Genomic DNA, 22134 nt, shown 5'->3' on the forward strand with positions numbered 1-22134 from the left:
CCCCACCGTGAAGTTCCTAAGCCAGCTCCTATACCCCCTGTATGAGGCGCGCCTAACGCGTGAGATTAAAAACAAACCGCAACCACGCCACGTGGCAATCATGGCGGATGGCAATCGCCGCTGGGCGCGCGAGGCGGGCTTTACGGATATCAGCCACGGCCACCGGCAAGGCGCGCGGAAGATCAGTGAGATGATTTCGTGGTGCCAGGGCACCGACATTGAAGTCGTCACTATCTACTTGCTGTCGACGGAAAACTTGAAACGCAGCGAGCAGGAAGTGCAGTTGCTCTTCGACATCATCTCGGATGTCGTCACGCACCTCTCCCAGGGTGACTTGGATTGTCAGATCCGCCTCGTCGGTCACTTAGATCTGCTCCCCGAACAGGTCACAGCCAAGATGCAGAGTGCGGCTGAGGCTACCGAGGATCACCAAGGTGTCATCGTCAATATCGCGGTGGGCTACGGCGGGCGCCAAGAAATTGTGGATGCCGTGCAGAACCTGATCCGCAGTGAAGCACGCAAGGGACTGAGCGCTGAAGAAATCGCGGAGAACGTGACGGCGGAGGCCATCACGGGCAACCTGTACACCAAAGGGTTGCCGGACCCCGACCTCGTCATCCGCACTTCCGGTGAGCAGCGGCTGTCCGGGTTCCTTCTGTGGCAGGCAGCCTATTCCGAGATTTGGTTCACGGATACCTACTGGCCAGCATTTCGCCGGGTGGATTTCCTGCGTGCCTTGCGCGACTATTCTCAGCGCTCGCGCCGCTTTGGGCGCTAGCCGGGTTACGCCGCCTAGAGCTTGCGCATCCTGACCTGTTCCACCAAATGGTGTGAACCTTTGCGCAGGACCAGGGAAGCGCGCACCCGGGTGGGCAAAATATTCTCAATGAGGTTGGGCAGGTTGATGGACTGCCAGATCTCACGTGCCTGCGCGTAGGCTTCCTCATCCGTCATGTCCGCGAAGGAAGCGAAGTGCGCGCCCGGCTCGCGGAAGGCAGTGTGCCGGAGCTTGAGGAAGCGGTCGATGTACCACTTCTCAATGTCGTCCACGCGGGCATCGACGTAGACAGAGAAGTCAAAGAGATCTGACACCATGAGGGTTGGCCCGGTCTGCAGGACGTTGAGGCCTTCCAAGATGAGGATGTCCGGTTGCCGGACCTCTTGGAATTCATCGGGGACGATGTCATAGGAGACGTGCGAATACAGCGGTGCGGTAACCAGTGGTTTGCCGGATTTAACGTCGGTAACAAATCGCATGAGCGCGCGGCGGTCATAAGACTCCGGATAGCCCTTGCGCTGCATTAGCCCGTGCTCTTTGAGGTAGGCGGTGGGGTAGAGGAAACCATCGGTGGTGACGAGGTCGACCTTCGGGTGGGAATCCCAGCGTTCCAAGAGCACTTGGAGCAAGCGCGCCGTCGTCGATTTGCCCACGGCGACGGAGCCGGCGACGCCGATGACGAAAGGCACGTGCGTCGGTGGGTTACCCAAAAAGGCCTCGGTGGCGGCGGTGAGTTTCTGGCGGGCCTCCACCTGCATGTGAATGAGACGGGATAGCGGCAGATAGACTTCCGCCACCTCGGTGAGATCGATGCGGTCACCAATACCACGGAGTTTTTCCACCTCGGTGGCCGTCAACACCTGTGGCATGGATTTACGCAGGGCACGCCACGTATCGCGGTCAAAATCGAGGTACGGGCTCGCATCGGTCATTCGCGCCATGCCGACTATTGTCGCACTGCATCCGGCGCCTCGTGCAATTGCCCCGAATGAAAAGATTCTTAGAGGCCCCCGCGCGGGGGATAGGGGCGTTAGGATGTAGAACTAGCTTCGGCGATTTCTAAAGCCGGTGGTGTTGTGCTGCGAGCGGGCGCTGCTGGCTATTTTGACCATCTGTAGGAAGGGACACCACGCTTTCATGACGACTACGAACAATTCAGACGTGCGCTACCAGGAGATGCGAGATCTTGACCCCGAGGTCTTCGATGCTATTTCTGGTGAGATCGCTCGTCAGCGCGATACCCTCGAGATGATTGCTTCGGAGAACTTCGTCCCCCGCGCCGTTCTGCAGGCGCAGGGTTCTGTTCTCACCAACAAGTACGCAGAGGGCTACCCGGGGCGCCGCTACTACGGCGGCTGCGAGCACGTTGATGTCGTGGAGGACCTGGCTCGCGATCGTGCCAAGGCGCTTTTCGACGCCGAATTTGCCAACGTCCAGCCGCACTCCGGTGCCCAGGCCAACGCTGCGGTGCTGGCGTCGTTGATCCAGCCGGGTGACAAGATCATGGGCCTGTCCTTGGCGCATGGCGGCCACCTGACCCACGGTATGAAGCTGAACTTCTCCGGCAAGCTTTACGACGTTGCCGCGTATGAGGTTGACCCGGAGACCATGCGCCTCGACATGGACAAGGTCCGCGAGCAGGCTCTGGCTGAGAAGCCGCAGGTGATCATTGCTGGTTGGTCCGCCTACCCGCGGACCATCGACTTTGAGGCCTTCCGCTCCATCGCCGATGAGGTCGGCGCCTACCTGTGGACGGATATGGCGCACTTCGCGGGCCTCGTGGCCGCCGGTCTGCACCCCTCCCCGGTGCCGCACTCCGATGTTGTGTCTTCCACCGTGCACAAGACGCTTGGTGGCCCGCGCTCCGGAATTATCTTGGCCAAGCAGGACTTTGCCAAGAAGATCAATTCCAACGTCTTCCCGGGCCAGCAGGGTGGTCCGCTCATGCACGTCATCGCGGCGAAGGCTATTGCTCTCAAGATTGCGGCCACCGAGGAGTTCAAGGAGCGCCAGGAGCGCACCCTGGAGGGCGCTCGCATTCTGGCTGAGCGTCTGACCGCTGAGGATTGCACCAAGGCGGGCGTCGACGTCCTCACCGGCGGCACCGACGTGCACCTCGTCCTAGCGGACCTGCGCAACTCCGAGCTCGATGGCCAGCAGGCAGAGGACCTCCTCCACGAGGTGGGCATCACCGTGAACCGCAACGCGGTTCCGAACGATCCGCGCCCGCCGATGGTCACCTCCGGCCTGCGCATTGGCACCCCGGCCCTGGCCACCCGCGGTCTTGACACGGCGGCCTTCACCGAGGTGGCGGATGTCATCGGTACCGCGCTGGCAAATGGCAAGAACGCGGACGTCGCCAAGCTGCGCGCCCGCGTGGAGAAGGTCGCCGCGGACTTCCCGCTGTACGACGGCCTTGAGGACTGGAAGCTGGTCTAAGCTTCCGAACGCTCCTCGGCGTGAGCTTTCCGGGCGGCCTCGAGCCACTCGGGCATTGCGCTGAGGAGCTCTTTGATTTCTGCGGTGGTGAGAGGGCGATCCATGTCGTTCTTCTTCAGCGCGGTCACGGAAATGCCCAGCTTCTGTGCCACCACCGGGCGCGGGTGCGGGCCCTCGCGGCGCAGGGTGGCCAGCCACTCCGGCGGGTTCTCCTGCAAGTCGCGCAATTGCGCGTGCGTTACTGCATTGGCTTGAAACTCCTCCGGGGCGGCCGGCAGGTAGATGCCCAGCTTCTTAGCCGCGGTTTGCGCGCGCATGGCGGTACCGGAAGGCTGCTGGGTTTCGTTGGCTGGGGTTTCATTATTCGGGGTATCAGTCACGCTCACCACGCTAGCAGCACCGTAGTATGAGGTGCATGCTCCGCCTTGTCTTTTGCACTGGTACAGAACCCGGTAAATGGTTTCGCCGCTACCGTGACTCGCATTCTCTCGAGTCCCTGGTGACCGCCGACGCCGATGATGCGATGGCGGCTCTTCTTGCCCAGGAAGCTGACCTTGCTCTGACCCGCCTGCCAGATCTACGGGTCGATGACAGCTTCCATGTGGTTCGGCTGTACGAGGAAGCGCCTGGGATCGCAGTTCCGAAGGATTCCGTGTACGCCGAGGTAGGGGAGGACATTACACCGGAGGATGTCGCCGAAGAGATCGTGAATTACCGGATTGCGCAGGATGGCAGCGTCGACGTCCCTGCCCTGCGTACCGCTCTCCAAGTTGTGGCAGCCAACGTGGGCGTGGCCATCGCACCTCGACCGCTGCTGAAGGTGCTCAGCAAGAAGCAAGTCGTGGCACTGGGCTTGGAGGATCCCACTGTTGCGCGCACGGAGATCGCTTTGGTGTGGCGCCGAGCAGACGATGGTGACGAGATTCAGGATTTCGTCGGCGTGGCGAAGGGAAGGACGCGGAATTCTTCCCGCAATGTTGCTGAGAAGCGCAGTGCCCGTGACAAAGCAAAGGCTAAACAAGCACGCAGAAAGTCGCAAGGAAAGTCTCACAAGGGCTCGATTTCCAAACCGTTATCGAAAAGATATAGGGGGTCTCAGCAGCGGAAACGTAGATAAGGAAGGCTCTTTGTTGTCAAATCATAGGTGCATCGGTGGCGGGGCGGCCGCGGCCGAGCCTACGGTGGACTTTGTTCTCAACAAAAGTACTTAGAACAGTGCTCAACAAAAGAGAAAGGTTTAGATAATGAAGAAGATGACTCGTCGTTTCGCTGCTGGTATCGCCGCTGCGACCCTTTCCCTGGGTGTCGTTGCCTGCTCCGATGCTGAGGACGCCGCTAAGGATGCTGGCGACGCTGCACAGTCCGCCGCGTCCGATGCTACCGATGCTGCCGGTTCCGCTGCTAATGAGGCTAAGGACTCCATGAAGGACTCCGAGTCCGCTGAGGCTTCCGATTCCGAGGGCGCTGACTCCTCTGAGGCGGAGTCTTCCGATTCGGGTTCCGCTGATTCTGAGGGTGCCGAGGGTGATAAGGAGAGCGTCTCCACCGCTAACGGTGATGTAGAGGTCCCTGCCGACTTTGCGCAGGCCATCAAGGACAAGGCCGCCGAGTGGGGCGATCCGGAGTCCATCGAGTCCACCGATGCCGGTAGCGTTGCTACCTTCGCCAAGGACAAGCTGCTGGCATTCAGCGAGGGAGATGGCTCCCAGCCGATCATCGGCAAGATCGCTGAGACTTGGACCGAGGAAGGCGGCTTGGACAGCAAGGTTGGTCTGCCGACCGCCCCGGAGAAGGCTGAGGGCAACGGCTGGGTACAGGAATTCGCCAACGGCACCATTTCCTGGATGCAGGGTGAGTCCGGCGAGTACGAGGCCACCATTAACTAAGAGGGCTCACAATAGAGCCAGCTTTCTAAGAAATGCTCCGCACTGTAAAACCAGTGCGGAGCATTTCTTTGTGGTTTGTGAGGGAGCGAGCCGACTGGTGGGGATGGTGTGGCTCTGGGGATTGTCGTTTTAATACTGTTCATCTTGCACCCATGTAATTTCAACCTTTGCTCTCTAGCGTGGACGGTGTCCGGAGGTTCACAGGGACGTCCGGACAGTTCGAAAAACCACCAGCTTCACCATGCCCACCCAGGTCGTTGAGTTGGGGCGGGCATAACAAGGGAGAACCCTGCCGCTATGACCAATCCTTCCGTCCTGACCGAGCAGCCGCACGAGGCCGCTGTGGTTACCAAGACCTATGTCATCGATACCTCCGTCCTTCTCTCCGACCCTTGGGCGTTGCGTAAATTCGCAGAGCACGATGTGGTGCTGCCCATCGTCGTTATCTCTGAGTTGGAAGGAAAACGTCATCACCCGGAGCTTGGCTGGTTCGCCCGCCAAGCTCTTCGCTTTTTGGAGGACCTCCGCGCCACCTATGAGGCGCTGGATCAGCCTCTTCCCGTCAACGCCGCGGGCGGAACGCTGCGCGTGGAGCTGAATCACCAGGATCAGTCCTTGCTGCCAGCGGCCTTCCGTGGGCCGGAGGGAGACCACCGAATCCTGGCCTGCGCGCTCAACCTGCAGCACGAGGGCAAGGACACCGTCCTGGTGACCAAGGATGTTCCGCTGCGCGTTAAGGCGGGCGCCGTGGGCCTGCAGGCAGATGAGTACCACGCTCAGGACGTTGTGCTCACGGGATACACCGGTATGGCTACGGTGCAGACCACCGCGGAGGTCATCGATGAGCTCTATGGGGAAGGCGAGGTGCTTATCGACGGCTCAGTGACCACCGCCGGCACCCGCGTCGAGGACCTTCCGGTGCACTGTGGCGTGACGCTGCAGGCAGGCGGGCAGTCAGCGCTGGGCCGCATGACGGCCGAGGGCGCAGTGCGCTTGGTACGCGGTGATGCGAATGTCTTTGGTCTCCAGGGGCGCTCGGCTGAGCAGCGGGTAGCTTTGGACCTGTTACTGGATCCTTCCGTGGGTATCATGTCCATTGGAGGCCGTGCAGGTACCGGTAAGTCTGCACTGGCCTTGTGTGCCGGTCTAGAAGCTGTGCTGGAGCGTGGCGAACACCGCCGTATCGTGGTCTTCCGGCCAATGTATGCGGTGGGTGGGCAGTCCCTGGGATACCTGCCTGGCTCCGAGAGTGAGAAGATGAACCCGTGGGCGCAGGCGGTCTACGACACGTTGGAGGGTCTCGTATCGGAAAACGTCATGGATGAAGTCCAAGACCGAGGCCTCTTGGAAGTTCTCCCGCTGACCCATATTCGCGGCCGCAGCCTGCACGATTCCTTCGTCATCGTCGATGAGGCCCAGTCGTTGGAGCGCAACGTGTTGCTGACTGTCTTGTCTCGCTTGGGGCGCGGATCGCGCGTGGTGCTGACCCATGACGTGGCGCAGCGAGATAACCTGCGCGTGGGCCGGCATGACGGTGTGCAGGCAGTCATTGAAAAGCTCAAAGGGCATGAGCTCTTCGCTCACATCACGTTGCAGCGCTCTGAGCGCTCTGCCATTGCGGAACTTGTCACCGATTTGCTGGAAGGTGAGAACTAACTCGTTCGCGAATGGCGATCTTGTAGGGGTCTGCTTGGCATTGGTCGTGCGTGCTCAGTAATAATTGTCCTATGAGCGACAACGCGAAAGACAAGAAGAAGGATTTCCGCATCCGTCCATTCACTGCGGCGGACTACCCGCAAATGCGCGAAATCTACGAGCAGGGCCTCAACACCGGCCACGCTACCTACGAGACCCGGTCGCTGACCTTTGAGGAGTTTAAGAACGTCAAGATCATGTCGTCAGTCTTCGTTGCGGTGGAGGCGGACGATGACTCGAAGGTTCTCGGCTGGGTCTGCGCTGCGCAGGCGTCTACCCGCACCGTGTTCCACGGCGTGGTGGAGGATTCCATTTACCTGAGCAAAGAGGCCCAGGGCCGCGGTATTGGCGGCGCCTTGCTAGATCAGCTCATCGAGGTCTGCCGTGACCTGCACAAGTGGGCCATTCACTCATGGATCTTCCCGGAGAACGAAGGTTCTGCCGGGCTGCACAAGTCCCGCGGCTTCGTCAAGGTGGGCACCTACTCCCACATGGCAAAGATGACCTACGGGGAGCTCGCAGGCCAGTGGCGCGATACCGATGTATACGAGTTGCTTCTGCCTAAGCCGGAGGAAAAGAAGGCAGCAGCCAACGAGAAGAGGAAGTAATTATCTCACTTTTCTAATATCAGGGCAGGAGTGGGGATAGAATAGAACCTGTTCTCATCCACTCTCTATCGAAGGCGAATCATGTCTTTCCGCACCTCTGTGCTTGCCCTTTCTACCGCCGTAGCCGTGTCGACCGGTGCTTTTGTAGCGCCCGTTGCCACGGCTGCTGAGTTTCCACCTGCTGGCTCCGTTCCTGTAGCAGAGCTCAACGTTAACTATCCCGATGGCGCTCTGGCATATGTCTTTGCCGAGCCGGTCATGCAATCCGACATTGACTTGGTTACCCGCCAAGTTCGTCAGCTGCGCGGTAAGGCTTGGGATGCGAATCTTCCCTTCGACGGTGCAACGCTGCAGCAGGCAGCTGCCGCTGCGGGCTATCACACCCGTGAAGAGTATATGAATGCGATTTCTTGGGATCGTGGCCTTGAGCACGCGGTTTTGCAGCGCGCTGCGGAGGAGAATTTGGATTTCAACCACGAGCGGCTCCCTGGGGTAGGGGCCTTTGGGGTCATCGATAATCTGTTGGCCGGAGAAAATCTCACCACGGCAGACATGCCGGGCGCTATTGCATCGTGGTCGACGGATAGCAACCAAGGCTCCAGTGAGTGGGAACAGCTTGTTCGTGCAAACGGACAAAGGAATCCACAGAATGGCCACTTCTACTCGATCATTGATCCCGTTCACGTAACTTTTGCTCAGGCACAGGTAGGAAAGGTCACCGCAGGCTTCTTCTCCAATCGCGATATGCCGGGTGAACCCGCTCGCATCACCGGCCGCCACGCATTCCCCATCGCTGTGCCGGAAAGTGCAGTCAATGATACCGAACTGATGACGACTGGAGGCACCTCGGTGGGAAGCCAAGGCAGCCTGGGCTTGAGCATCGATGGATTCTGGGGAGCGAAGCTAGGGGTGCCGGGGGCGTCGCCAAGCTCAAGCGATCCTGAGGTTCTTAAAGTCAACGAGGACGGTACCTACGAGGCTAAGTCGGAGGGAACCGCGACCGTCACCTTTAACACCTATGTGGTGCGCAATGGTCAGCCCCAGTTGTCGGACAACCAAGTCACCAAGAGTGTGCAGGTGACCAAGAAGTCTCTTGCTGGAAACCTAAGCTCCGGTGGTGCGGATGCTGGAACCATCGTGGGCATCATTGCCGGCGTGCTTGCGCTCATTGGTGTAGCTGCCCAGGTGGCACGCCAGTTGGGAATTCTGCGCTAAGTACTTGGGCATGAAACAATCCTCGCTACGTCATTGTTCGTAGCGAGGATTTCTTGTTGTTGAGCGGGGACCGACCGCCTAGTCGATGGTCTCCTTGAGGTGCTCCTCCCGCACCGGCAGGATGAGCAGGAGAGCGATGATCGCCATCGGGACCATGAGCAGGATGACCGGGGTGAGGCCGTCATTGTAGGCGTTGAGGATGACGTCGCGGATGGGGTCCGGAAGCTGAGCCACCATCGACGGGGTCAGGCTAGAGGAACCGCCGCCCTCAGCGCTGAACTTTTCCGCAAAGGGCGCGCCAGCCTTGCCCATGGAAGCAATGGCGGCAGGCATGTTGGCGGCCAACTCATCCTTCATGTTGTGGATGAACAGCGAACCCACCAAGGAGGCACCCATAGCTGAACCGATCTGGCGGAAGAAGTTGTTGGCCGCCGTTGCGGTGCCCACCAGCGCCACGGGGAAGGAGTTCTGAACGATGAGAACGAGCACCTGCATAACGAAGCCGAGGCCGATGCCGAAGACGAGGAACTCAGCGCCAAGTTGAGTCAGGGAGGTATCCACAGTCAGCTTCGACATCCAGAACAGCGCGCCTGCCGTAATGGCGAGACCGATGATGGGGTAGCGCTTGTAGTGGCCGGTTCGGGCGATGATGAATCCCACTGTTGTAGAAGTGCCGATCATGCCGAGCATCATCGGGATCATCATGAGGCCCGCCTTGGTCGGCGTCAGGGTATGCACCATCTGCAGGTAGGTCGGCATGTAGCCCAGCACACCGAACATAGCCAGGCCCAGCACCATGCCGGCGGCCGTCGTGAGCACCATGTTGCGGTTCTTAAACAGCAGAACTGGGATCAAAGGCTCCTTGGCCCGCTTCTCGACGAAGACCGTGATGACAGCACCGATCACAACGATGACGGCCAAGGTGAGAATGACGGGATCCGACCACTCGTACTGGGTGCCGCCCCACGTGGTCATAAGGATGAGCGAGGCGGTCGTGATGGCAATGAACGTGGCGCCCAAGGCATCAAACTTGCGCAAGTCAGTATCACCAACGCGCAGGTGCAGAACGAGCACACAAACGGTCATGGCGAGAAGACCGAGGGGGATATTCATCCACAGGCCCCAGCGCCAGCCGGGACCATCAGTGAACCAGCCACCGAGGACTGGGCCGAGGACGGAGGACAGGCCGAAAACGCCGCCCATGATGCCCATGAACTTGCCGCGCTCACGTGCCGTGGTGACCTCCGCAATGATGGACTGGGAGGAAATCATCATGAATCCAGCGCCGAAGCCCTGAATCGCGCGGCCGATGATGAGCAGGTTCATAGAGTTGGCGAAGCCGCCCACGGCGGAACCGATGACGAAGGTGGCAATGCCGCCGATGTAGAGCCACTTGCGGCCCATCATGTCACCGAGCTTGCCGGAGATGGGCATAGCGATGGTCATGGTGACCAGGAAGGCGGAGATAACCCAGCTCATGTGGTCGACGCCGCCGAGCTCGCCGACGATGGTGGGCAGGGCGGAAGCGAAGATCATCTGCCCCAGGGAGCTCATCAACATGGTGAGCACGAGAGCAGAGAAGACGAGGGCAAGGTTGTTTTCCGGCTTGCCGTTGTCAGCGTGGGACGCCGACGGTTTCGCGGTAGCTACCATGAAAGTCCTTTCGAATAGTTGTTGATGAGCATGAGTGCGGAATCAAAGCGCTGCTCAAAGGGGATGTCGCAGCTGAAGTCTGGGGAGGTGGTGGCCAACCAGAAAGCCTCACGGATGGTGACAGCAATGAGGAGTGCCTCCGTGTGCGGGGAGACATCCGGCATGGTCTTTAACGCTGGCTCCTTCTCCAGCCGCTGGGTGAGTAGCTCAAGGACTTCGTTGGACTTGGCACGCTTTCTACTTAAGGACGCCGCCGCTGCGTCCGCATCGCGGGAGATACGGCGGCGTCGCTCAGCAATCTCCCTGTTGGCGTGCTGTCCAATGAGGTGTTCCTTGATGAGGTCTACGGCCAGCTTGAAGAGGTTCTCCGTGGGGGTTTCGAGCAAATAGCTCTTCTGCTCCTGGGAAAATTCTTGGCTGGGGTTGCCCAAGACAGCTGAGTCCTTGGAATCGAAATAATTAAAGAAAGTACGCCGGGAAATACCGGCCTTCTCACAAATCTCCTCCACCGTGACTGCAGCAAAGCCGTGCTCGTCTACCAAGAGGGTGGCAGCATCCTCTATACGTAGGCGAGTTTTTAGGCGTTTTTGCTCGCGTAATGACAATTCTTCTTGCACAGAGTGCAATCCTACACTCGGTGCAAGTTTGCACCAAGTGCAATGCTGGTGATTCTCATGATGGCGGGACGATCTTTATGGCGCAGCGCACAGGAAAGGAGATAAGAACAGCAACCCCATCCTTCGCGTCCACCGGCAGCGTGGGCTGTGGCTGGTTAAGGCTCGCCGTGAGCGCGAAGGGCGCGAAGTGATGGCTAGGAAAGAAACTCTCAAGCCTAAAACTGCCCTAGTTGACGAAGTTATTGCTAGATCTTGAATCAGAGGCTATAACTTAGGCAGATCGGGCAGTTTGGCTACCCCGACCCTGTTGTTGGCCCAGCGGGGTGGACGGGAAAACGGCGAAGCCGCCCTCCCGAAGGAGGGCGGCGGCGTGGGCGAAAGCGAGCTTAGAAGTTGTCGCGGTCGCGGTTGGTCATGGTGAGAACGTTGAGGCGCTCATCGAGCTCCTCCTCGGTGAGGTTCTCGCCGTCGACGAAGCCGAGGTCGATGACTGCCTCGCGGACGGTGATCTTCTCGTTCAGCGCGTGCTTAGCTGCCTTGGCGGCGTTCTCGTAGCCGATCTTGGAGTTCAGCGGAGTCACGATGGAGGTGGAGGACTCCGCAAACTTCTTCATGCGCTCCTCGTTGGCCTCGATGCCGTCGATGCACTTCTCGGCGAAGACGCGGGAGACATTTGCCAGCAGGCGGGAGGACTCGAGGACGTTGCGGGCCATCATCGGGATGTAGACGTTGAGCTCGAAGTGGCCGTTGGAGCCGCCGAAAGCAACAGCGGCGTCGTTACCGATGACCTGGCTGACCACCATGGTGGCGGCCTCGCTCAGAACTGGGTTGACCTTACCCGGCATGATGGAGGAGCCCGGCTGCAGATCCGGGAGGTGGATCTCCGCAAGTCCGGTCAGCGGGCCGGAGCCCATCATACGAATGTCGTTGGCAATCTTGTTGAGGGAGATAGCCACGGTGCGCATGGCGCCGGAGAACTCGACGAGGGCATCGCGGGCAGCCTGGGCCTCGAAGTGGTTCTTGGCCTCGGAGAGCTGGTCAATGCCGGTGAGCTTCTTGAGCTCCTCGGTGACCTTGCCGCCAAACTCAGCGTCGGTGTTCAGGCCGGTACCGGTAGCGGTGCCGCCGATAGCCAGTTCACCCAAGCGTGGCAGGGTGGCCTCAACGCGCTCGATGCCAAGCTCGATCTGGCGAGCGTAGCCGCCGAACTCCTGGCCCAGGGTGATCGGGGTGGCGTCCATCAGGTGGGTACGGCCGGACTTGACCACGTCAGCGAATTCCTTGGCCTTGGCCAGAAGAGAGTCGTGGAGCACCTTGAGGCCCGGGATGAGGTCATTGACGGCAGCCTCAGTTGCCGCAACGTGGGTTGCGGTGGGGAAGGTGTCGTTGGAGGACTGGCCCATGTTCACGTGGTCATTCGGGTGGATCTCCACGCCATTGTTGTGGGCGATGGAGGCGATGACCTCGTTGGTGTTCATGTTGGAGGAGGTGCCGGAGCCGGTCTGGAAGACGTCAATCGGGAAAGCGTCATTGTGCTTACCCTCTGCGATCTCGGTGGCGGCGGCGATGATGGCGTCAGCCTTCTCCGCATCGAGCTTGCCGGAGTCCTTGTTTACCTGGGCGCAGGCAGCCTTGAGGAGGCCGAGTGCGCGGATCTGAGCATCTTCGAGGCCGCGGCCGGAGATCGGGAAGTTCTCCACGGCGCGCTGGGTCTGGGCACGCCACAGGGCGTCGACCGGAACCTTTACCTCGCCCATGGTGTCGTGTTCAATGCGGTATTCAGTCATGAATTCACCTTTTCTGTGAAATGAGTTTTGTTGGGTTCTTTATGTGTGCCGTGGCACGGCATTCATGGCCACCGTAGCACTCTTCCTGGGAAAGTGGACTAGCTTTCCTGATCGTGGGGGTTGGTGTAGTCCACCACGGAATATTCCTGCAGCTTAGCCAGCTTATGGATGGAGTCGACGTAGCGGATGGTGCCGGACTTGGAGCGCATGACCAGAGAGCGGGTGGTGGCGCCGTTCGGTCGGTAGGAGACACCACGGAGCATATCGCCGTTGGTCACGCCGGTAGCGGCGAAGTAGCAGTTCTCGGAAGAAACCAGATCGTTGGTGGTGAGGACGCGGTCGAGGTCGTGGCCAGCCTTGCGGGCCTTCTCTGCTTCCTCCTCATCCTTGGGCCACAGCTTGCCCTGGATTTCACCGCCCATGCACTTCATGGCGCAGGCGGTAATGATGCCCTCCGGGGTGCCGCCAATGCCCATCATGAGGTCGATGGAGTTGCTGTCCTGGCAGGTGGCGATAGCGCCGGCAACGTCACCGTCCATGATGAGGCGAACCTTGGCGCCAGCTTCACGGATCTCGCGGATGAGGTCATCGTGGCGGGGGCGGTCGAGCACGACGACGGTCAGGTCAGCCGGCTTGATGCCCTTGGCCTTGGCCACGGACTTCACGTTCCATGCCACCGACTCATTGAGATCGATGGCGCCGACCGCGTCGGGGCCAACAGCAATTTTCTTCATGTAGAAAACAGCGGACGGGTCATACATGGTGCCGCGCTCGGCAGCAGCAATGACGGAAATAGCGTTCGGGCGGCCCTCAGCCATGAGGCGGGTGCCGTCAACCGGGTCGACGGCGATGTCCATCTCGGCGCCCTGGCCGGTGCCGACCTTCTCGCCGTTGAAGAGCATCGGGGCCTCATCCTTCTCGCCTTCGCCGATGACGACGACGCCGTTCATCTCGACGGAGTTGATGAGCTTGCGCATAGCATCCACCGCGGCGCCGTCACCTTCATTCTTCTGTCCACGGCCAACCCAGCGACCCGAGGCGAGCGCTGCTGCCTCGGTGACGCGCACCAGCTCCATGGCTAGGTTGCGGTCGGGGATATAAGACGTGTTATCAGACATGTGTGATTAGTCCCTTTCTTTTCAGGTGGCTCGGCCCGGGGTGGGGGACAACCCGGAATACAAATTCCATTCTTCCACTTTTCCTGTCCGCTCAAGCCCGAATGCCTCCCCCAGAAGAGGGGCGGGGGTGCACCACCTGCCGAAAAGGCAGGTGAGAGGGCGCTGTCGCGTGTGTCGGAGGCGTCGTGCCATACTGGGCGGGTGGCATCTGAAGATAAACCAAAGATTTTCGAGGACGCGCGTGATATCACCCTGACGGTGGGCATCATCCTCATCATGATGTTCCTGGCCGTCGGAGCAACGGGACTGTGCTCGATAAACCCGGAAAAGTCCGGGCCTGTGCAGAATGTGGATGCCGCTACCTTCCTGGAGATGGAAGCGCGCGGTAGCGGGGCGGTCATTCGTGAGCCTGTCATGCCGGACGGCTGGCAGCCGACGGCCGCGCGGCGCAAGCAAGTGGGCAGCGAGTCCGGTGCCGTGGTGAGCTGGCTGACCGCGAATGAAGGATACGTTGAGTCGGCACAGACCCAGCTAGCGCTTGAGGATGTCCCCACCGCTTACGATTCCAACTATCGAGCCAACTCCGAGCGGCGTGAGGTAGCGGGTCAGGACGTGGAAATCCTGAGCAGCGACGACAAAGATGTTCGCCCCCTGTGGATCACGGACTTGGGCGATGCCCGCCTTATCCTTACCGGCTCTGCCTCCGACGCGGATTATGAGGCGGCTCTGACCGCATTCGTCGAGGCCGAGCCGCTCCAGATCGCTGAGGACGGCAGCGTCGTCAGCGATTAACTAGTCAGCGAAACGTCACGCTCTGCAGCGCGCCGTCCCATTCCACCTCGACCGCGTCGCCAGCAGCACTGCGCAGGGTCTCGGGGTCGAGCCCGCTCAGGCGGGTCTTAGCAAGGTAGATATCCACCTTTTCGTGCTTGGACTTGCCTGGGAATAAAGAGACCTCGCTGAGTTTCCCTTCGGTGAAGCGCAAGACAATGGAGCCGGAAAAGTAGCTGATTTCCTCACCGTTGTCGGTGTGAGGGGTGCCGAAGAATTCTTCGGCGAGCTGGCGCGGATCACCAAAAACCATGGCACCTGCTCCGCCGGACTTGGAGACGAAGTCGACGCGATCTCCCGGGTAGCCGTAAATCTTCATTTAAACCTCTCCTGTTTCCGTCTGTGCTTCTGCGTTGTCCGGACTGTCCGCATCATTCTTGCGGAGGGCTTCCTCTACGCGCTTGGAAGCGCCGTCGAGGTGTGCCTCGCAGGCCTTGGCTAGCGCCTCGCCGCGCTCCCAATATTTCAGGGACTCATCCAAGCCCATCTGTCCGAGCTCGAGGATCTTCACGGTTTCGATAAGTTCGTCGCGGGCCTGCTCATAGCTCAGCTCTTCGACGGGCGGGAATGCGTCCTGGCCGGGCTGGCCGGCGCCAATCGTGTCAGTCATGAGGATAGTGCTTCTTTCTTTCTGGTTCTGTATAACGTGGTCTGTTTAATCCGCAGCCTGGGAGGCGATGGCGGCGGCGGTAATCGAGCCATCACCCACGCGGATGCGCAGTTGCGAACCCGGGGGCGATTGCGTGTAGCTCGTGACGACTTCCGGCCCGCTGCCATCGCGCGGAAGGACCTGCACAATGGCATAACCGCGCTCGAGAGTGGCCGAGGGGCCTAGGGCGGAGACACGCGCACGCAACGAGGCTACCTGGTTACTTTCTCGGTCCAGCTGATGAGTAATGACTCGCCGGATCGACGCAACGTGGCGTTCGAGTTCCTCGCGGCGCGCGGTGATCGGCACCATAGGGTCCGCGAGGACTGGGCGGGAGCGAATGCTCTCGAGCCCGCGGCGCTCCCGTTCCACCCAGCCGCGCAGCGCAGCCGCCATGCGGGAGCGAGCTTCGGAAATCACGGCGTATTCCTCAGCAGCAGAGGGTACGACGCGCTTGGCCGCGTCGGTGGGGGTGGCGGCGCGGAGATCGGCGACGTCGTCAAGCACCGGGTGGTCCGGCTCGTGGCCGATGGCGGAGACAACCGGGGTGCGGGCGGCGGCCACAGCGCGCTGGAGAGCCTCCTCGGAGAAGGGGAGCAGGTCCTCCACCGACCCGCCGCCGCGGGCGATGATGATGACATCGACCTCTGGGTTGGCATCGAGAGTCTGCAGCGCGTCAATGACCTGGGTGACTGCCGTGGCTCCCTGCACCGCTGTGTTGATGACCTCGAACTGGACTGCTGGCCAGCGGTCTTGTGCCACGGAGAGGACATCGCGCTCAGCGTGGGAGCCACGGCCGGTGATGAGTCCGATATTCTTTGGCAGGTAGGGAAGCGGCAGTTTACGTGAAGGATCGCACAGGCCCTCCTGGCGTAGGCGCTGGCGCAGCATCTCTACTCGGGCGAGGAGATCGCCGATGCCGACGTGACGAATCTCAGTAACCCACAAGGAGAAGCTACCGCGCCCAGCGTAGAAGGCGGGCTTGCCGTAGACCACGACGCGGTCGCCGTCCTTGAGCGGCGAGGGAGCATTCCGGATGAGCGACGTGTTGCAGGTCAGCTGGACAGATTTTTCCTGTTCCACGTCACGCAGGGTGATGTAGGACAGTTTCCACGTCGGCTTCATGTTCAGCTGGGTGATCTGGCCCTCCACCCAGAGGAAGCCGAGGCGCTCGATCCAGCCTTTGACTTGGTCATTGACCTTGCCGACGGGCCACGGTGCCTCCGCGGAATTGGCCGGTTGGTTCACGCGCAGTCCTTTCTCTTGAGTGGTCTGTGCTTCGGGGCGTGTTCCGTCTAGTGTATGGGGCGCGCCGGACATCGGGTGTCACCGGTCACCTGCGGCGGGCGAGAATGGGCGAGAACTACAGTATGTGGGCAACTTTAGATACTCTGGTTGGCATGACTGAAACTGCAAAGAAGGTGCTCCTCGCGGCTCCCCGCGGCTACTGCGCCGGCGTGGACCGCGCTGTTGAGACAGTGGAAAAGGCGCTGGAAAAGTATGGCGCTCCCATCTACGTGCGCAAGCAAATCGTGCACAACCGCTTCGTCGTTGAATCCCTGGCCAAGCGTGGCGTCATCTTTGTGGAAGAGGCCTCCGAGGCCCCCGAAGGTGCTCACCTGGTATTTTCTGCGCACGGCATCGCGCCGAGCGTGCGCAAAGAGGCCGAAGAGCGCAAGCAGCTAACGCTAGACGCCACGTGCCCGCTGGTGACCAAGGTGCACAAGGAAGCCCAGCGTTTTGAGCGCGACGGCTACCAGATTCTGCTGATCGGCCACGAAGGTCACGAAGAGGTCGAAGGTACTGCCGGCGAGGCCCCAGACGTCACCCACCTGGTGGATGGTTTGGAGGGCGTTGACAAGCTGCCGGACTTCCTACACGAGGAAAAGCTCATCTGGCTGTCCCAGACCACGTTGTCGGTGGATGAAACCATCCAGATCGTCAACAAGCTGCGCGAGCGCTTCCCGCACTTGGAAAACCCGCCGTCAGACGATATTTGCTACGCCACACAGAACCGCCAGGAGTCGGTCAAGGCCATCGCCCCGAAGTGCGATCTCATGATCGTTGTTGGCTCCCAGAACTCCTCCAACTCGAAGCGCCTGGTCGAGGTTGCCCTGGAGGCAGGTTCGAAGACTTCTTATCTGGTGGATTTCGCCTCAGAGATCGATGAGGCCTGGCTTGAAGGCGTGAACACCGTTGGCGTCACGTGTGGTGCCTCCGTGCCTGAGCTGCTGGTGCGTGAAGTGCTCGAATACCTGGATGAGCGCGGCTACAGCGACGTTGAGCAGGTGACCACCTCCACGGAGACCATCACGTTCTCGCTGCCGCGCGATCTGCGCCCGGCACGTACTGCGCGCTAGTCCTCGTCGTAGAGGTTTTCCTCGAGCGGCTGGGGGGACCGCTGGGGGCGCCGCGCATTCTCCGCTGCTTCAGCGGCGGCGCGGCGGAAATCCTCCTGCACGTCGGTCTCGGGGGACGCTTGGCGGAGCTGGGCGCGCTCTTCGGCCTGCAGGCGGCGGCGTTCCTCACGGTTGCGCTCTCGGACCCGTCCAGAACTCGTGTTCTCCCGGGCAATGAGCTCTGCCACGGAGAGCCGCTCAGAGCGGTTGCGGCGGTCGGAGGCAGCGTCGGCGCGGCGCTTCTTTTGTGCTTCCGCTTCTCGGCTCTTCGCGTGGTTGTTGCTGCTCCATATACGCATGACCGCGAGCAGCGCACACGCCAAGACCGTGACGATGAGCACCGGGAAGTGCTGTATCAGTGGGAAGGCCGTGGTGAGAAGCGCGGTCTTGGAAAACGGAGAGGCGCCTTCTGGCAAGGCAGCCGTCGAGTTAATGAACCCGCCGCCTACGGTTCCTAGCGCGTAGAGCAGCGGCAGGGTAATCACCAACAAGTAGAGCCCGCGGATCTCCACCAACCAGGTGAGAGCGAGCGAGCCAAGTCCAAAGATCAGGGCGAACGGCAGGGCAACCTTGCCGAGCACACCTGAGACTGCCAAGGCCACAAGCGTCACGACGAGCGCGACGAGGAGCGCTCGGGTAAGCGGCATCCCACGGCGGGGAGGGCGGCGACGATTTTTGGCAACAGACACGACCAGAGAGCTTACCGGGATTGGTGACCAAAACGTTATTCATCGTGGGCGCGCCGCGGCCAAGAACCGACACTGCGCGGCTCCACCGGTAGGCGGTCAACGCGGGCGGGCACATCTAGTTCCTTGAGCCGCCGCGCGGTGACCCCGACGCGGGAGTCCAAGCTGGCCAAACTCGCGTTATAAGCCTCAACCGCGCGCTCGAGGCCGCGGCCGACCTTGTCATAGTGCTCGTTGAGGGTATTAAGGCGCGTGTAGAGCTCACGTCCCAAGCGCTGTACCTCGCGGGCTTTGTCGGAGATTTCTTCGTGCTGCCAGCTCACCGCCACGGTGCGCAGGAGGGCGAAGAGAGTGCTCGGCGTGGCGATGACGATGTTGCGCTCGAATGCGAACTCGAGCAGCTCGGCATCGATGGATAGCGCGGCGTCGACGAAGGTATCCGCGGGAACGAAGAGGATCACAAACTGCGGCGTGGGGGAGAAAGCCTCGATATAGTCCTTAGAAGCCAGTGCTTGGACATGTGAGCGCATCAGGTGCGCGTGGCGCCGGAGATACCCTGCCCTTTCTTCCGGATCCTCAGTCTCCATGGCGTCGAGGTAGGCGCTGAGTGGAACCTTGGCGTCGACCACAATGCTGCGCCCACCCGCCAAGTGGATGACGAGGTCAGGGCGGACCACCGAACCGTTGATGCGAGCGCTGACCTGGGAATCGAAGTCCACGTGTTTGCGCATGCCGCCGAGCTCGACCACGCGTTCCAGCTGTACTTCGCCCCAGCGCCCGCGGACGTTCGGCGAGCGCAGCGCGCCGACCAACTTGTCGGTGCGATCGGAGAGCCGAGTCGAGGTGCGCGTTACCGCTTGAACTTGGCTGCTGAGCGCGGCGAGCGATGTCGCGCGATCCTCTTCAATTTCCTGCAATTGCAGGCCCAAGCGGTCCATGGCCTTTTCCAGCGGGGCAAGCTCTGCTTGGCGGCGTTGGGATTCTTGCAGCGCGCGGTGTTCTTCGGAGGGCTGGGAAGACTGCGCGGAATAGGCGCGGGCCAGCCAACCGAGGGCGGCGCCAATGATGAGGCCGAGGAAGAGGAGCAACACGGGAAGGGTAGACGTCATGTCTGTCATCATGACATGCGCCCCGGACACGCCCCGCTAGTTCTTGTCCTTCGACTGCAACATCTGTTCGAGAGCGCCGATGGCGCGCTTGATTCCCGCGCGGGCGCCGCTATCGCGCTCGCTGAGTTCCCCGTCAACATCGACCTTGCGGTCCAGCGGGCTCGTGCCATCGCTGGCGACGTCTTCCGCCGCGCCTTCCGGTGCAGCGTGGTCCGGGACGGACAGCCATTGCTCGCGTTTGTGGTCACCCTGCTGTTGGGTATAGCGCCCGATGAGGAAGCCTGCCACGGTAGAAAACTCCAACTCCTCGGCGGTTCTCTCGCCGGATTGGAGCATCACCATGTCTTGGAAGTAGCGGTAGACCACCGCGATGGTGGCGGCAACCGGCACGGCGAGGAAACCGCCGATGAGGCCAAAGAGCGCGGAGCCGACGGTTACAGAAATCAGCACGATAACCGGGTGCAGGTTCATCGCCTTCGACTGCAGCCACGGGGAGAGCACGTTGCCCTCGAGCTGCTGGACCAGCAGGACCAAGCCAAGCACCAGAAGCGCCTTGGTGAAGCCCAAAGACACCAGCGCGATGGTCACGGACAGTGCGCCGGCCACAATTGCGCCGACAAAGGGGATGAAGCCGGCGATGAACGTGATGATGGCCAGGGCCATGGCCAGGGGAACACCGATGAGGGCGAGGCCGAGGCCGATAAAGACGGCGTCGACAAGCGAGACTATCGCTTGTGCCCGCACGAAGCCGCCCAGCGTGGTCCACACACGGGTCAGCAGCTCAGTCAAGTGCCAGCCGGTGCGGCGGCCCGTCGCTTGGCGCAGCCACGGCAGGAAGTTGTGGCCGTCCTTGAGGAAGAAGAAGGTCAGCACCACGATGATGAAAAGCGTGACCACGATGGAGGTGGCCGTGCCGATTCCAGTAAACACGGAGCCCGCAATGGAACCCGCCTGGCGTTGCAGCCACAGGGCGATTTCATCGATGTAACCGCCGATTTCATTCGCGTCGAGGTTGAGCGGTGGGCCCTGTGCCCAGAGCTGCAAGCGTTGAATTCCCTCCACAGTCTGCAGATACAGAGTTTGGGACTGACGAGCGAAGTCCGGCGCAATGAACATGAAGAGGGCGCCCACCGCAGTAAAAGACACCAGAATGGTCACTGCGGCAGCGAGGGCTGACGGCAGTCCCTTGCGCCGCATGGCGCTCGCAATGGGGGCAAGCACGGTGCAAATAATGAGCGCGATGAGGACGGGCAGGATGCCGCGCCAGAAGTTGCCCAGCATGCGGAAGGAGGCATAAAGGAAGACGCCAATGATGGTCAGGCGCAGTGCCCACAGTGATGCGGACTTGATGACCTCGCCGACCACCACGGAGCGATCCACTTGGTTGCCTGGCGGGTGTGCGGAGACAGCGTTCAGCGAGGCAGCATCGACGGAGTCATCGAAGCGCCCGCCAAGTGCTGCCTCTGCTGCGGCAAGCTCAGGCGAGGATGCATTGGGGGATGGCTGATCAGAACTCACCCCACCATCTTGCCTTAAAAGATCCGGGGTGCGTTAGGATTGGCCCCGTGAGTCTTACACTTGGAATCGTCGGCCTGCCCAACGTGGGCAAGTCCACTTTGTTTAATGCCCTGACCCGTTCCGACATCTTGGCGGCGAACTACCCGTTTGCCACCATTGAGCCGAATGTCGGCCTCGTTGAGCTCCCCGATTCCCGCCTGAACCGCCTAGCGGAAATCTTCAGCTCCGAGCGCATCCTCCCGGCCACCGTGTCCTTCGTGGACATCGCCGGCATTGTCGAAGGCGCTTCCAAGGGTGAAGGCATGGGCAACGCCTTCCTCGCCAACATCCGTGAAGCTGACGCCATCTGCCAGGTGGTGCGAGCCTTCGCCGATGAGAACGTGATCCACGTTGACGGTGAGGTCAACCCGGCGCACGACATCTCCGTTATTAATACCGAGCTCATCCTCGCGGACCTGCAGACCATCGAGAAGGCCCTGCCGCGCTTGGAAAAGGAAGCCCGCAAGAACAAGGAGCTGGCAGAGACCGTGGAGGAGACCAAGAAGGCCCAGGCCATCTTGGAAGATGACCGCACCCTTTTCGCCGCTTCCAAGAGCAACGAGATCGACCTATCCCTCCTGCGCGAGCTGCACCTCATGACCGCGAAGCCCTTCCTTTATGTCTTCAACTCGGATGAGGCCGTGCTTACCGATGACGCCAAGAAGGAGGAGTTGCGCCAGCTCGTCGCCCCTGCGGAATGCGTCTTCCTCGATGCACAGACCGAAACCGACCTCCTTGAGCTCGATGAGGCTGAGGCTCTGGAGTTGCTCGAGTCGGTGGGCCAGGAAGAGCCTGGCTTGGCGACGTTGGCCAAGGCCGGCTTCGCCACCCTCGGCCTGCAGACCTACCTGACCGCAGGCCCGAAGGAAGCCCGTGCATGGACCATCAAGCAGGGTTCTGCAGCACCGCAGGCTGCGGGTGTTATCCACACCGACTTTGAGAAGAAGTTCATCAAGGCCGAAATCGTCTCCTTCGATGACCTGGACGCCGCTGGCTCCATGGCAGAGGCCCGCAACGCCGGCAAGGTGCGCCAAGAAGGCAAGGAATACATCATGCAGGATGGCGACGTCTGCGATTTCAAGATCGGCGGCTAGTTAGCCACCACTC

At 60.8% G+C, this 22134-nt stretch carries 22 protein-coding genes; 10 read left to right on the forward strand and 12 right to left on the reverse strand.

The window, feature by feature from the left end; all coding sequences use genetic code 11:
* Positions 1-7 precede the first annotated feature (7 nt).
* Positions 8-778: an isoprenyl transferase gene (locus HMPREF2993_RS06785; protein ID WP_046648332.1), complete on the forward strand. Its 771-nt coding sequence runs from the start codon at positions 8-10 to the stop codon at positions 776-778.
* Positions 779-792: 14 nt separating this feature from the next.
* Here HMPREF2993_RS06785 and coaA read toward each other — a convergent pair whose 3' ends face one another.
* A complete protein-coding gene (coaA, locus tag HMPREF2993_RS06790; protein WP_046648333.1) occupies positions 793-1719 on the reverse strand; it encodes a type I pantothenate kinase in 927 nt (308 codons plus the stop codon).
* A 196-nt stretch (positions 1720-1915) separates the two neighbouring features.
* On the opposite strand from coaA, the gene glyA reads away from it, so the two are divergent.
* Positions 1916-3217, forward strand: coding sequence for a serine hydroxymethyltransferase (glyA, locus tag HMPREF2993_RS06795; RefSeq protein WP_049155515.1), 1302 nt, complete (start codon positions 1916-1918; stop codon positions 3215-3217).
* Here glyA and HMPREF2993_RS06800 read toward each other — a convergent pair.
* Positions 3214-3534, reverse strand: coding sequence for a DUF5997 family protein (locus HMPREF2993_RS06800; protein WP_102233844.1), 321 nt, complete (start codon positions 3532-3534; stop codon positions 3214-3216). The two genes, glyA and HMPREF2993_RS06800, sit on opposite strands and share 4 nt — an antisense overlap.
* Positions 3535-3632: 98 nt before the next feature.
* Here HMPREF2993_RS06800 and HMPREF2993_RS06805 point away from each other — a divergent pair, with 98 nt between their 5' ends.
* The 5 genes from HMPREF2993_RS06805 to HMPREF2993_RS06825 all read left to right on the forward strand — a co-directional run bounded on the left by HMPREF2993_RS06805 (position 3633) and on the right by HMPREF2993_RS06825 (position 8621).
* Positions 3633-4334: a LysR family transcriptional regulator substrate-binding protein gene (locus HMPREF2993_RS06805; protein ID WP_049155514.1), complete on the forward strand. Its 702-nt coding sequence runs from the start codon at positions 3633-3635 to the stop codon at positions 4332-4334.
* Between the two features lie 127 nt (positions 4335-4461).
* Positions 4462-5103, forward strand: coding sequence for an LGFP repeat-containing protein (locus tag HMPREF2993_RS06810; RefSeq protein ID WP_046648335.1), 642 nt, complete (start codon positions 4462-4464; stop codon positions 5101-5103).
* Positions 5104-5400: 297 nt separating this feature from the next.
* Positions 5401-6759, forward strand: coding sequence for a PhoH family protein (locus HMPREF2993_RS06815; RefSeq protein ID WP_046648336.1), 1359 nt, complete (start codon positions 5401-5403; stop codon positions 6757-6759).
* A 71-nt stretch (positions 6760-6830) separates the two neighbouring features.
* Entirely contained in the window at positions 6831-7406 is a 576-nt protein-coding gene (locus HMPREF2993_RS06820; protein WP_046648337.1) for a GNAT family N-acetyltransferase, read from the forward strand.
* Positions 7407-7487: 81 nt separating this feature from the next.
* Positions 7488-8621, forward strand: a complete 1134-nt coding sequence (locus HMPREF2993_RS06825; RefSeq protein ID WP_070701634.1) for a hypothetical protein — start codon at positions 7488-7490, stop codon at positions 8619-8621.
* Positions 8622-8699: 78 nt separating this feature from the next.
* Here HMPREF2993_RS06825 and HMPREF2993_RS06830 read toward each other — a convergent pair whose 3' ends face one another.
* The 4 genes from HMPREF2993_RS06830 to glpX form a co-directional block, all read right to left on the reverse strand.
* Positions 8700-10274, reverse strand: coding sequence for an MDR family MFS transporter (locus tag HMPREF2993_RS06830; protein ID WP_046648338.1), 1575 nt, complete (start codon positions 10272-10274; stop codon positions 8700-8702).
* A complete protein-coding gene (locus tag HMPREF2993_RS06835) occupies positions 10268-10891 on the reverse strand; it encodes a TetR/AcrR family transcriptional regulator (RefSeq protein ID WP_070701636.1) in 624 nt (207 codons plus the stop codon). The genes HMPREF2993_RS06830 and HMPREF2993_RS06835 overlap by 7 nt, the downstream gene beginning before the upstream one ends.
* A 386-nt stretch (positions 10892-11277) precedes the next feature.
* On the reverse strand, positions 11278-12678 hold the full coding sequence (locus tag HMPREF2993_RS06840) for a class II fumarate hydratase (protein WP_046648340.1): 1401 nt from the start codon (positions 12676-12678) through the stop codon (positions 11278-11280).
* A gap of 98 nt (positions 12679-12776) precedes the next feature.
* Positions 12777-13796: a class II fructose-bisphosphatase gene (glpX, locus tag HMPREF2993_RS06845; protein ID WP_070517591.1), complete on the reverse strand. Its 1020-nt coding sequence runs from the start codon at positions 13794-13796 to the stop codon at positions 12777-12779.
* A gap of 201 nt (positions 13797-13997) precedes the next feature.
* On the opposite strand from glpX, the gene HMPREF2993_RS06850 reads away from it, so the two are divergent.
* Positions 13998-14588 carry a DUF4245 domain-containing protein gene (locus HMPREF2993_RS06850; RefSeq protein WP_070701638.1) on the forward strand — a complete coding sequence of 197 codons (591 nt, stop codon included), beginning with the start codon at positions 13998-14000 and terminating at the stop codon, positions 14586-14588.
* A gap of 4 nt (positions 14589-14592) precedes the next feature.
* Here the strand turns inward: HMPREF2993_RS06850 and HMPREF2993_RS06855 are convergent, their stop codons facing one another.
* Genes HMPREF2993_RS06855 through xseA form a run of 3 tightly spaced genes read right to left on the reverse strand, consistent with a single transcriptional unit; the run spans position 14593 to position 16524 of the window.
* Entirely contained in the window at positions 14593-14946 is a 354-nt protein-coding gene (locus HMPREF2993_RS06855; protein ID WP_046648342.1) for a hypothetical protein, read from the reverse strand.
* Positions 14947-15237 (reverse strand): exodeoxyribonuclease VII small subunit, encoded by a 291-nt coding sequence (locus HMPREF2993_RS06860; RefSeq protein WP_070701640.1) that lies wholly within the window; start codon positions 15235-15237, stop codon positions 14947-14949.
* Positions 15238-15282: 45 nt separating this feature from the next.
* On the reverse strand, positions 15283-16524 hold the full coding sequence (gene xseA, locus HMPREF2993_RS06865; protein ID WP_070701643.1) for an exodeoxyribonuclease VII large subunit: 1242 nt from the start codon (positions 16522-16524) through the stop codon (positions 15283-15285).
* Between the two features lie 152 nt (positions 16525-16676).
* On the opposite strand from xseA, the gene HMPREF2993_RS06870 reads away from it, so the two are divergent.
* Positions 16677-17636, forward strand: coding sequence for a 4-hydroxy-3-methylbut-2-enyl diphosphate reductase (locus HMPREF2993_RS06870; RefSeq protein WP_070754977.1), 960 nt, complete (start codon positions 16677-16679; stop codon positions 17634-17636).
* Here HMPREF2993_RS06870 and HMPREF2993_RS06875 read toward each other — a convergent pair.
* The 3 genes from HMPREF2993_RS06875 to HMPREF2993_RS06885 are packed head-to-tail and all read right to left on the reverse strand — an operon-like array spanning position 17633 to position 20988.
* Positions 17633-18364 (reverse strand): DUF6542 domain-containing protein, encoded by a 732-nt coding sequence (locus HMPREF2993_RS06875; protein WP_246818591.1) that lies wholly within the window; start codon positions 18362-18364, stop codon positions 17633-17635. The two genes, HMPREF2993_RS06870 and HMPREF2993_RS06875, sit on opposite strands and share 4 nt — an antisense overlap.
* A 35-nt stretch (positions 18365-18399) precedes the next feature.
* The gene (locus HMPREF2993_RS06880) at positions 18400-19470 is read right to left on the reverse strand and encodes a DNA recombination protein RmuC (RefSeq protein ID WP_070701687.1); all 1071 of its coding nucleotides are present in this window, start codon (positions 19468-19470) and stop codon (positions 18400-18402) included.
* Between the two features lie 36 nt (positions 19471-19506).
* Positions 19507-20988, reverse strand: a complete 1482-nt coding sequence (locus tag HMPREF2993_RS06885; RefSeq protein WP_070701645.1) for an AI-2E family transporter — start codon at positions 20986-20988, stop codon at positions 19507-19509.
* Between the two features lie 47 nt (positions 20989-21035).
* On the opposite strand from HMPREF2993_RS06885, the gene ychF reads away from it, so the two are divergent.
* Entirely contained in the window at positions 21036-22121 is a 1086-nt protein-coding gene (gene ychF, locus HMPREF2993_RS06890) for a redox-regulated ATPase YchF (RefSeq protein WP_070679957.1), read from the forward strand.
* The last annotated feature ends 13 nt before the right edge of the window (positions 22122-22134 follow it).

Origin of the sequence: Corynebacterium sp. HMSC068G04, assembly GCF_001814885.1 — a bacterium.
GTDB lineage: Bacteria > Actinomycetota > Actinomycetes > Mycobacteriales > Mycobacteriaceae > Corynebacterium > Corynebacterium hiratae.

What these genes read in the sequence shown, in the direction of transcription:
- coaA (WP_046648333.1), bottom strand. Translation starts at nt 1,719, where the DNA reads ATGGCGCGAATGACCGATGCGAGCCCGTACCTCGATTTTGACCGCGAT.
- glyA (WP_049155515.1), top strand. Translation starts at nt 1,916, where the DNA reads ATGACGACTACGAACAATTCAGACGTGCGCTACCAGGAGATGCGAGAT.
- HMPREF2993_RS06800 (WP_102233844.1), bottom strand. Translation starts at nt 3,534, where the DNA reads ATGCGCGCGCAAACCGCGGCTAAGAAGCTGGGCATCTACCTGCCGGCC.
- HMPREF2993_RS06805 (WP_049155514.1), top strand. Translation starts at nt 3,633, where the DNA reads ATGCTCCGCCTTGTCTTTTGCACTGGTACAGAACCCGGTAAATGGTTT.
- HMPREF2993_RS06810 (WP_046648335.1), top strand. Translation starts at nt 4,462, where the DNA reads ATGAAGAAGATGACTCGTCGTTTCGCTGCTGGTATCGCCGCTGCGACC.
- HMPREF2993_RS06815 (WP_046648336.1), top strand. Translation starts at nt 5,401, where the DNA reads ATGACCAATCCTTCCGTCCTGACCGAGCAGCCGCACGAGGCCGCTGTG.
- HMPREF2993_RS06820 (WP_046648337.1), top strand. Translation starts at nt 6,831, where the DNA reads ATGAGCGACAACGCGAAAGACAAGAAGAAGGATTTCCGCATCCGTCCA.
- HMPREF2993_RS06825 (WP_070701634.1), top strand. Translation starts at nt 7,488, where the DNA reads ATGTCTTTCCGCACCTCTGTGCTTGCCCTTTCTACCGCCGTAGCCGTG.
- HMPREF2993_RS06830 (WP_046648338.1), bottom strand. Translation starts at nt 10,274, where the DNA reads ATGGTAGCTACCGCGAAACCGTCGGCGTCCCACGCTGACAACGGCAAG.
- HMPREF2993_RS06840 (WP_046648340.1), bottom strand. Translation starts at nt 12,678, where the DNA reads ATGACTGAATACCGCATTGAACACGACACCATGGGCGAGGTAAAGGTT.
- glpX (WP_070517591.1), bottom strand. Translation starts at nt 13,796, where the DNA reads ATGTCTGATAACACGTCTTATATCCCCGACCGCAACCTAGCCATGGAG.
- HMPREF2993_RS06855 (WP_046648342.1), bottom strand. Translation starts at nt 14,946, where the DNA reads ATGAAGATTTACGGCTACCCGGGAGATCGCGTCGACTTCGTCTCCAAG.
- HMPREF2993_RS06860 (WP_070701640.1), bottom strand. Translation starts at nt 15,237, where the DNA reads ATGACTGACACGATTGGCGCCGGCCAGCCCGGCCAGGACGCATTCCCG.
- HMPREF2993_RS06870 (WP_070754977.1), top strand. Translation starts at nt 16,677, where the DNA reads ATGACTGAAACTGCAAAGAAGGTGCTCCTCGCGGCTCCCCGCGGCTAC.
- HMPREF2993_RS06880 (WP_070701687.1), bottom strand. Translation starts at nt 19,470, where the DNA reads ATGACGTCTACCCTTCCCGTGTTGCTCCTCTTCCTCGGCCTCATCATT.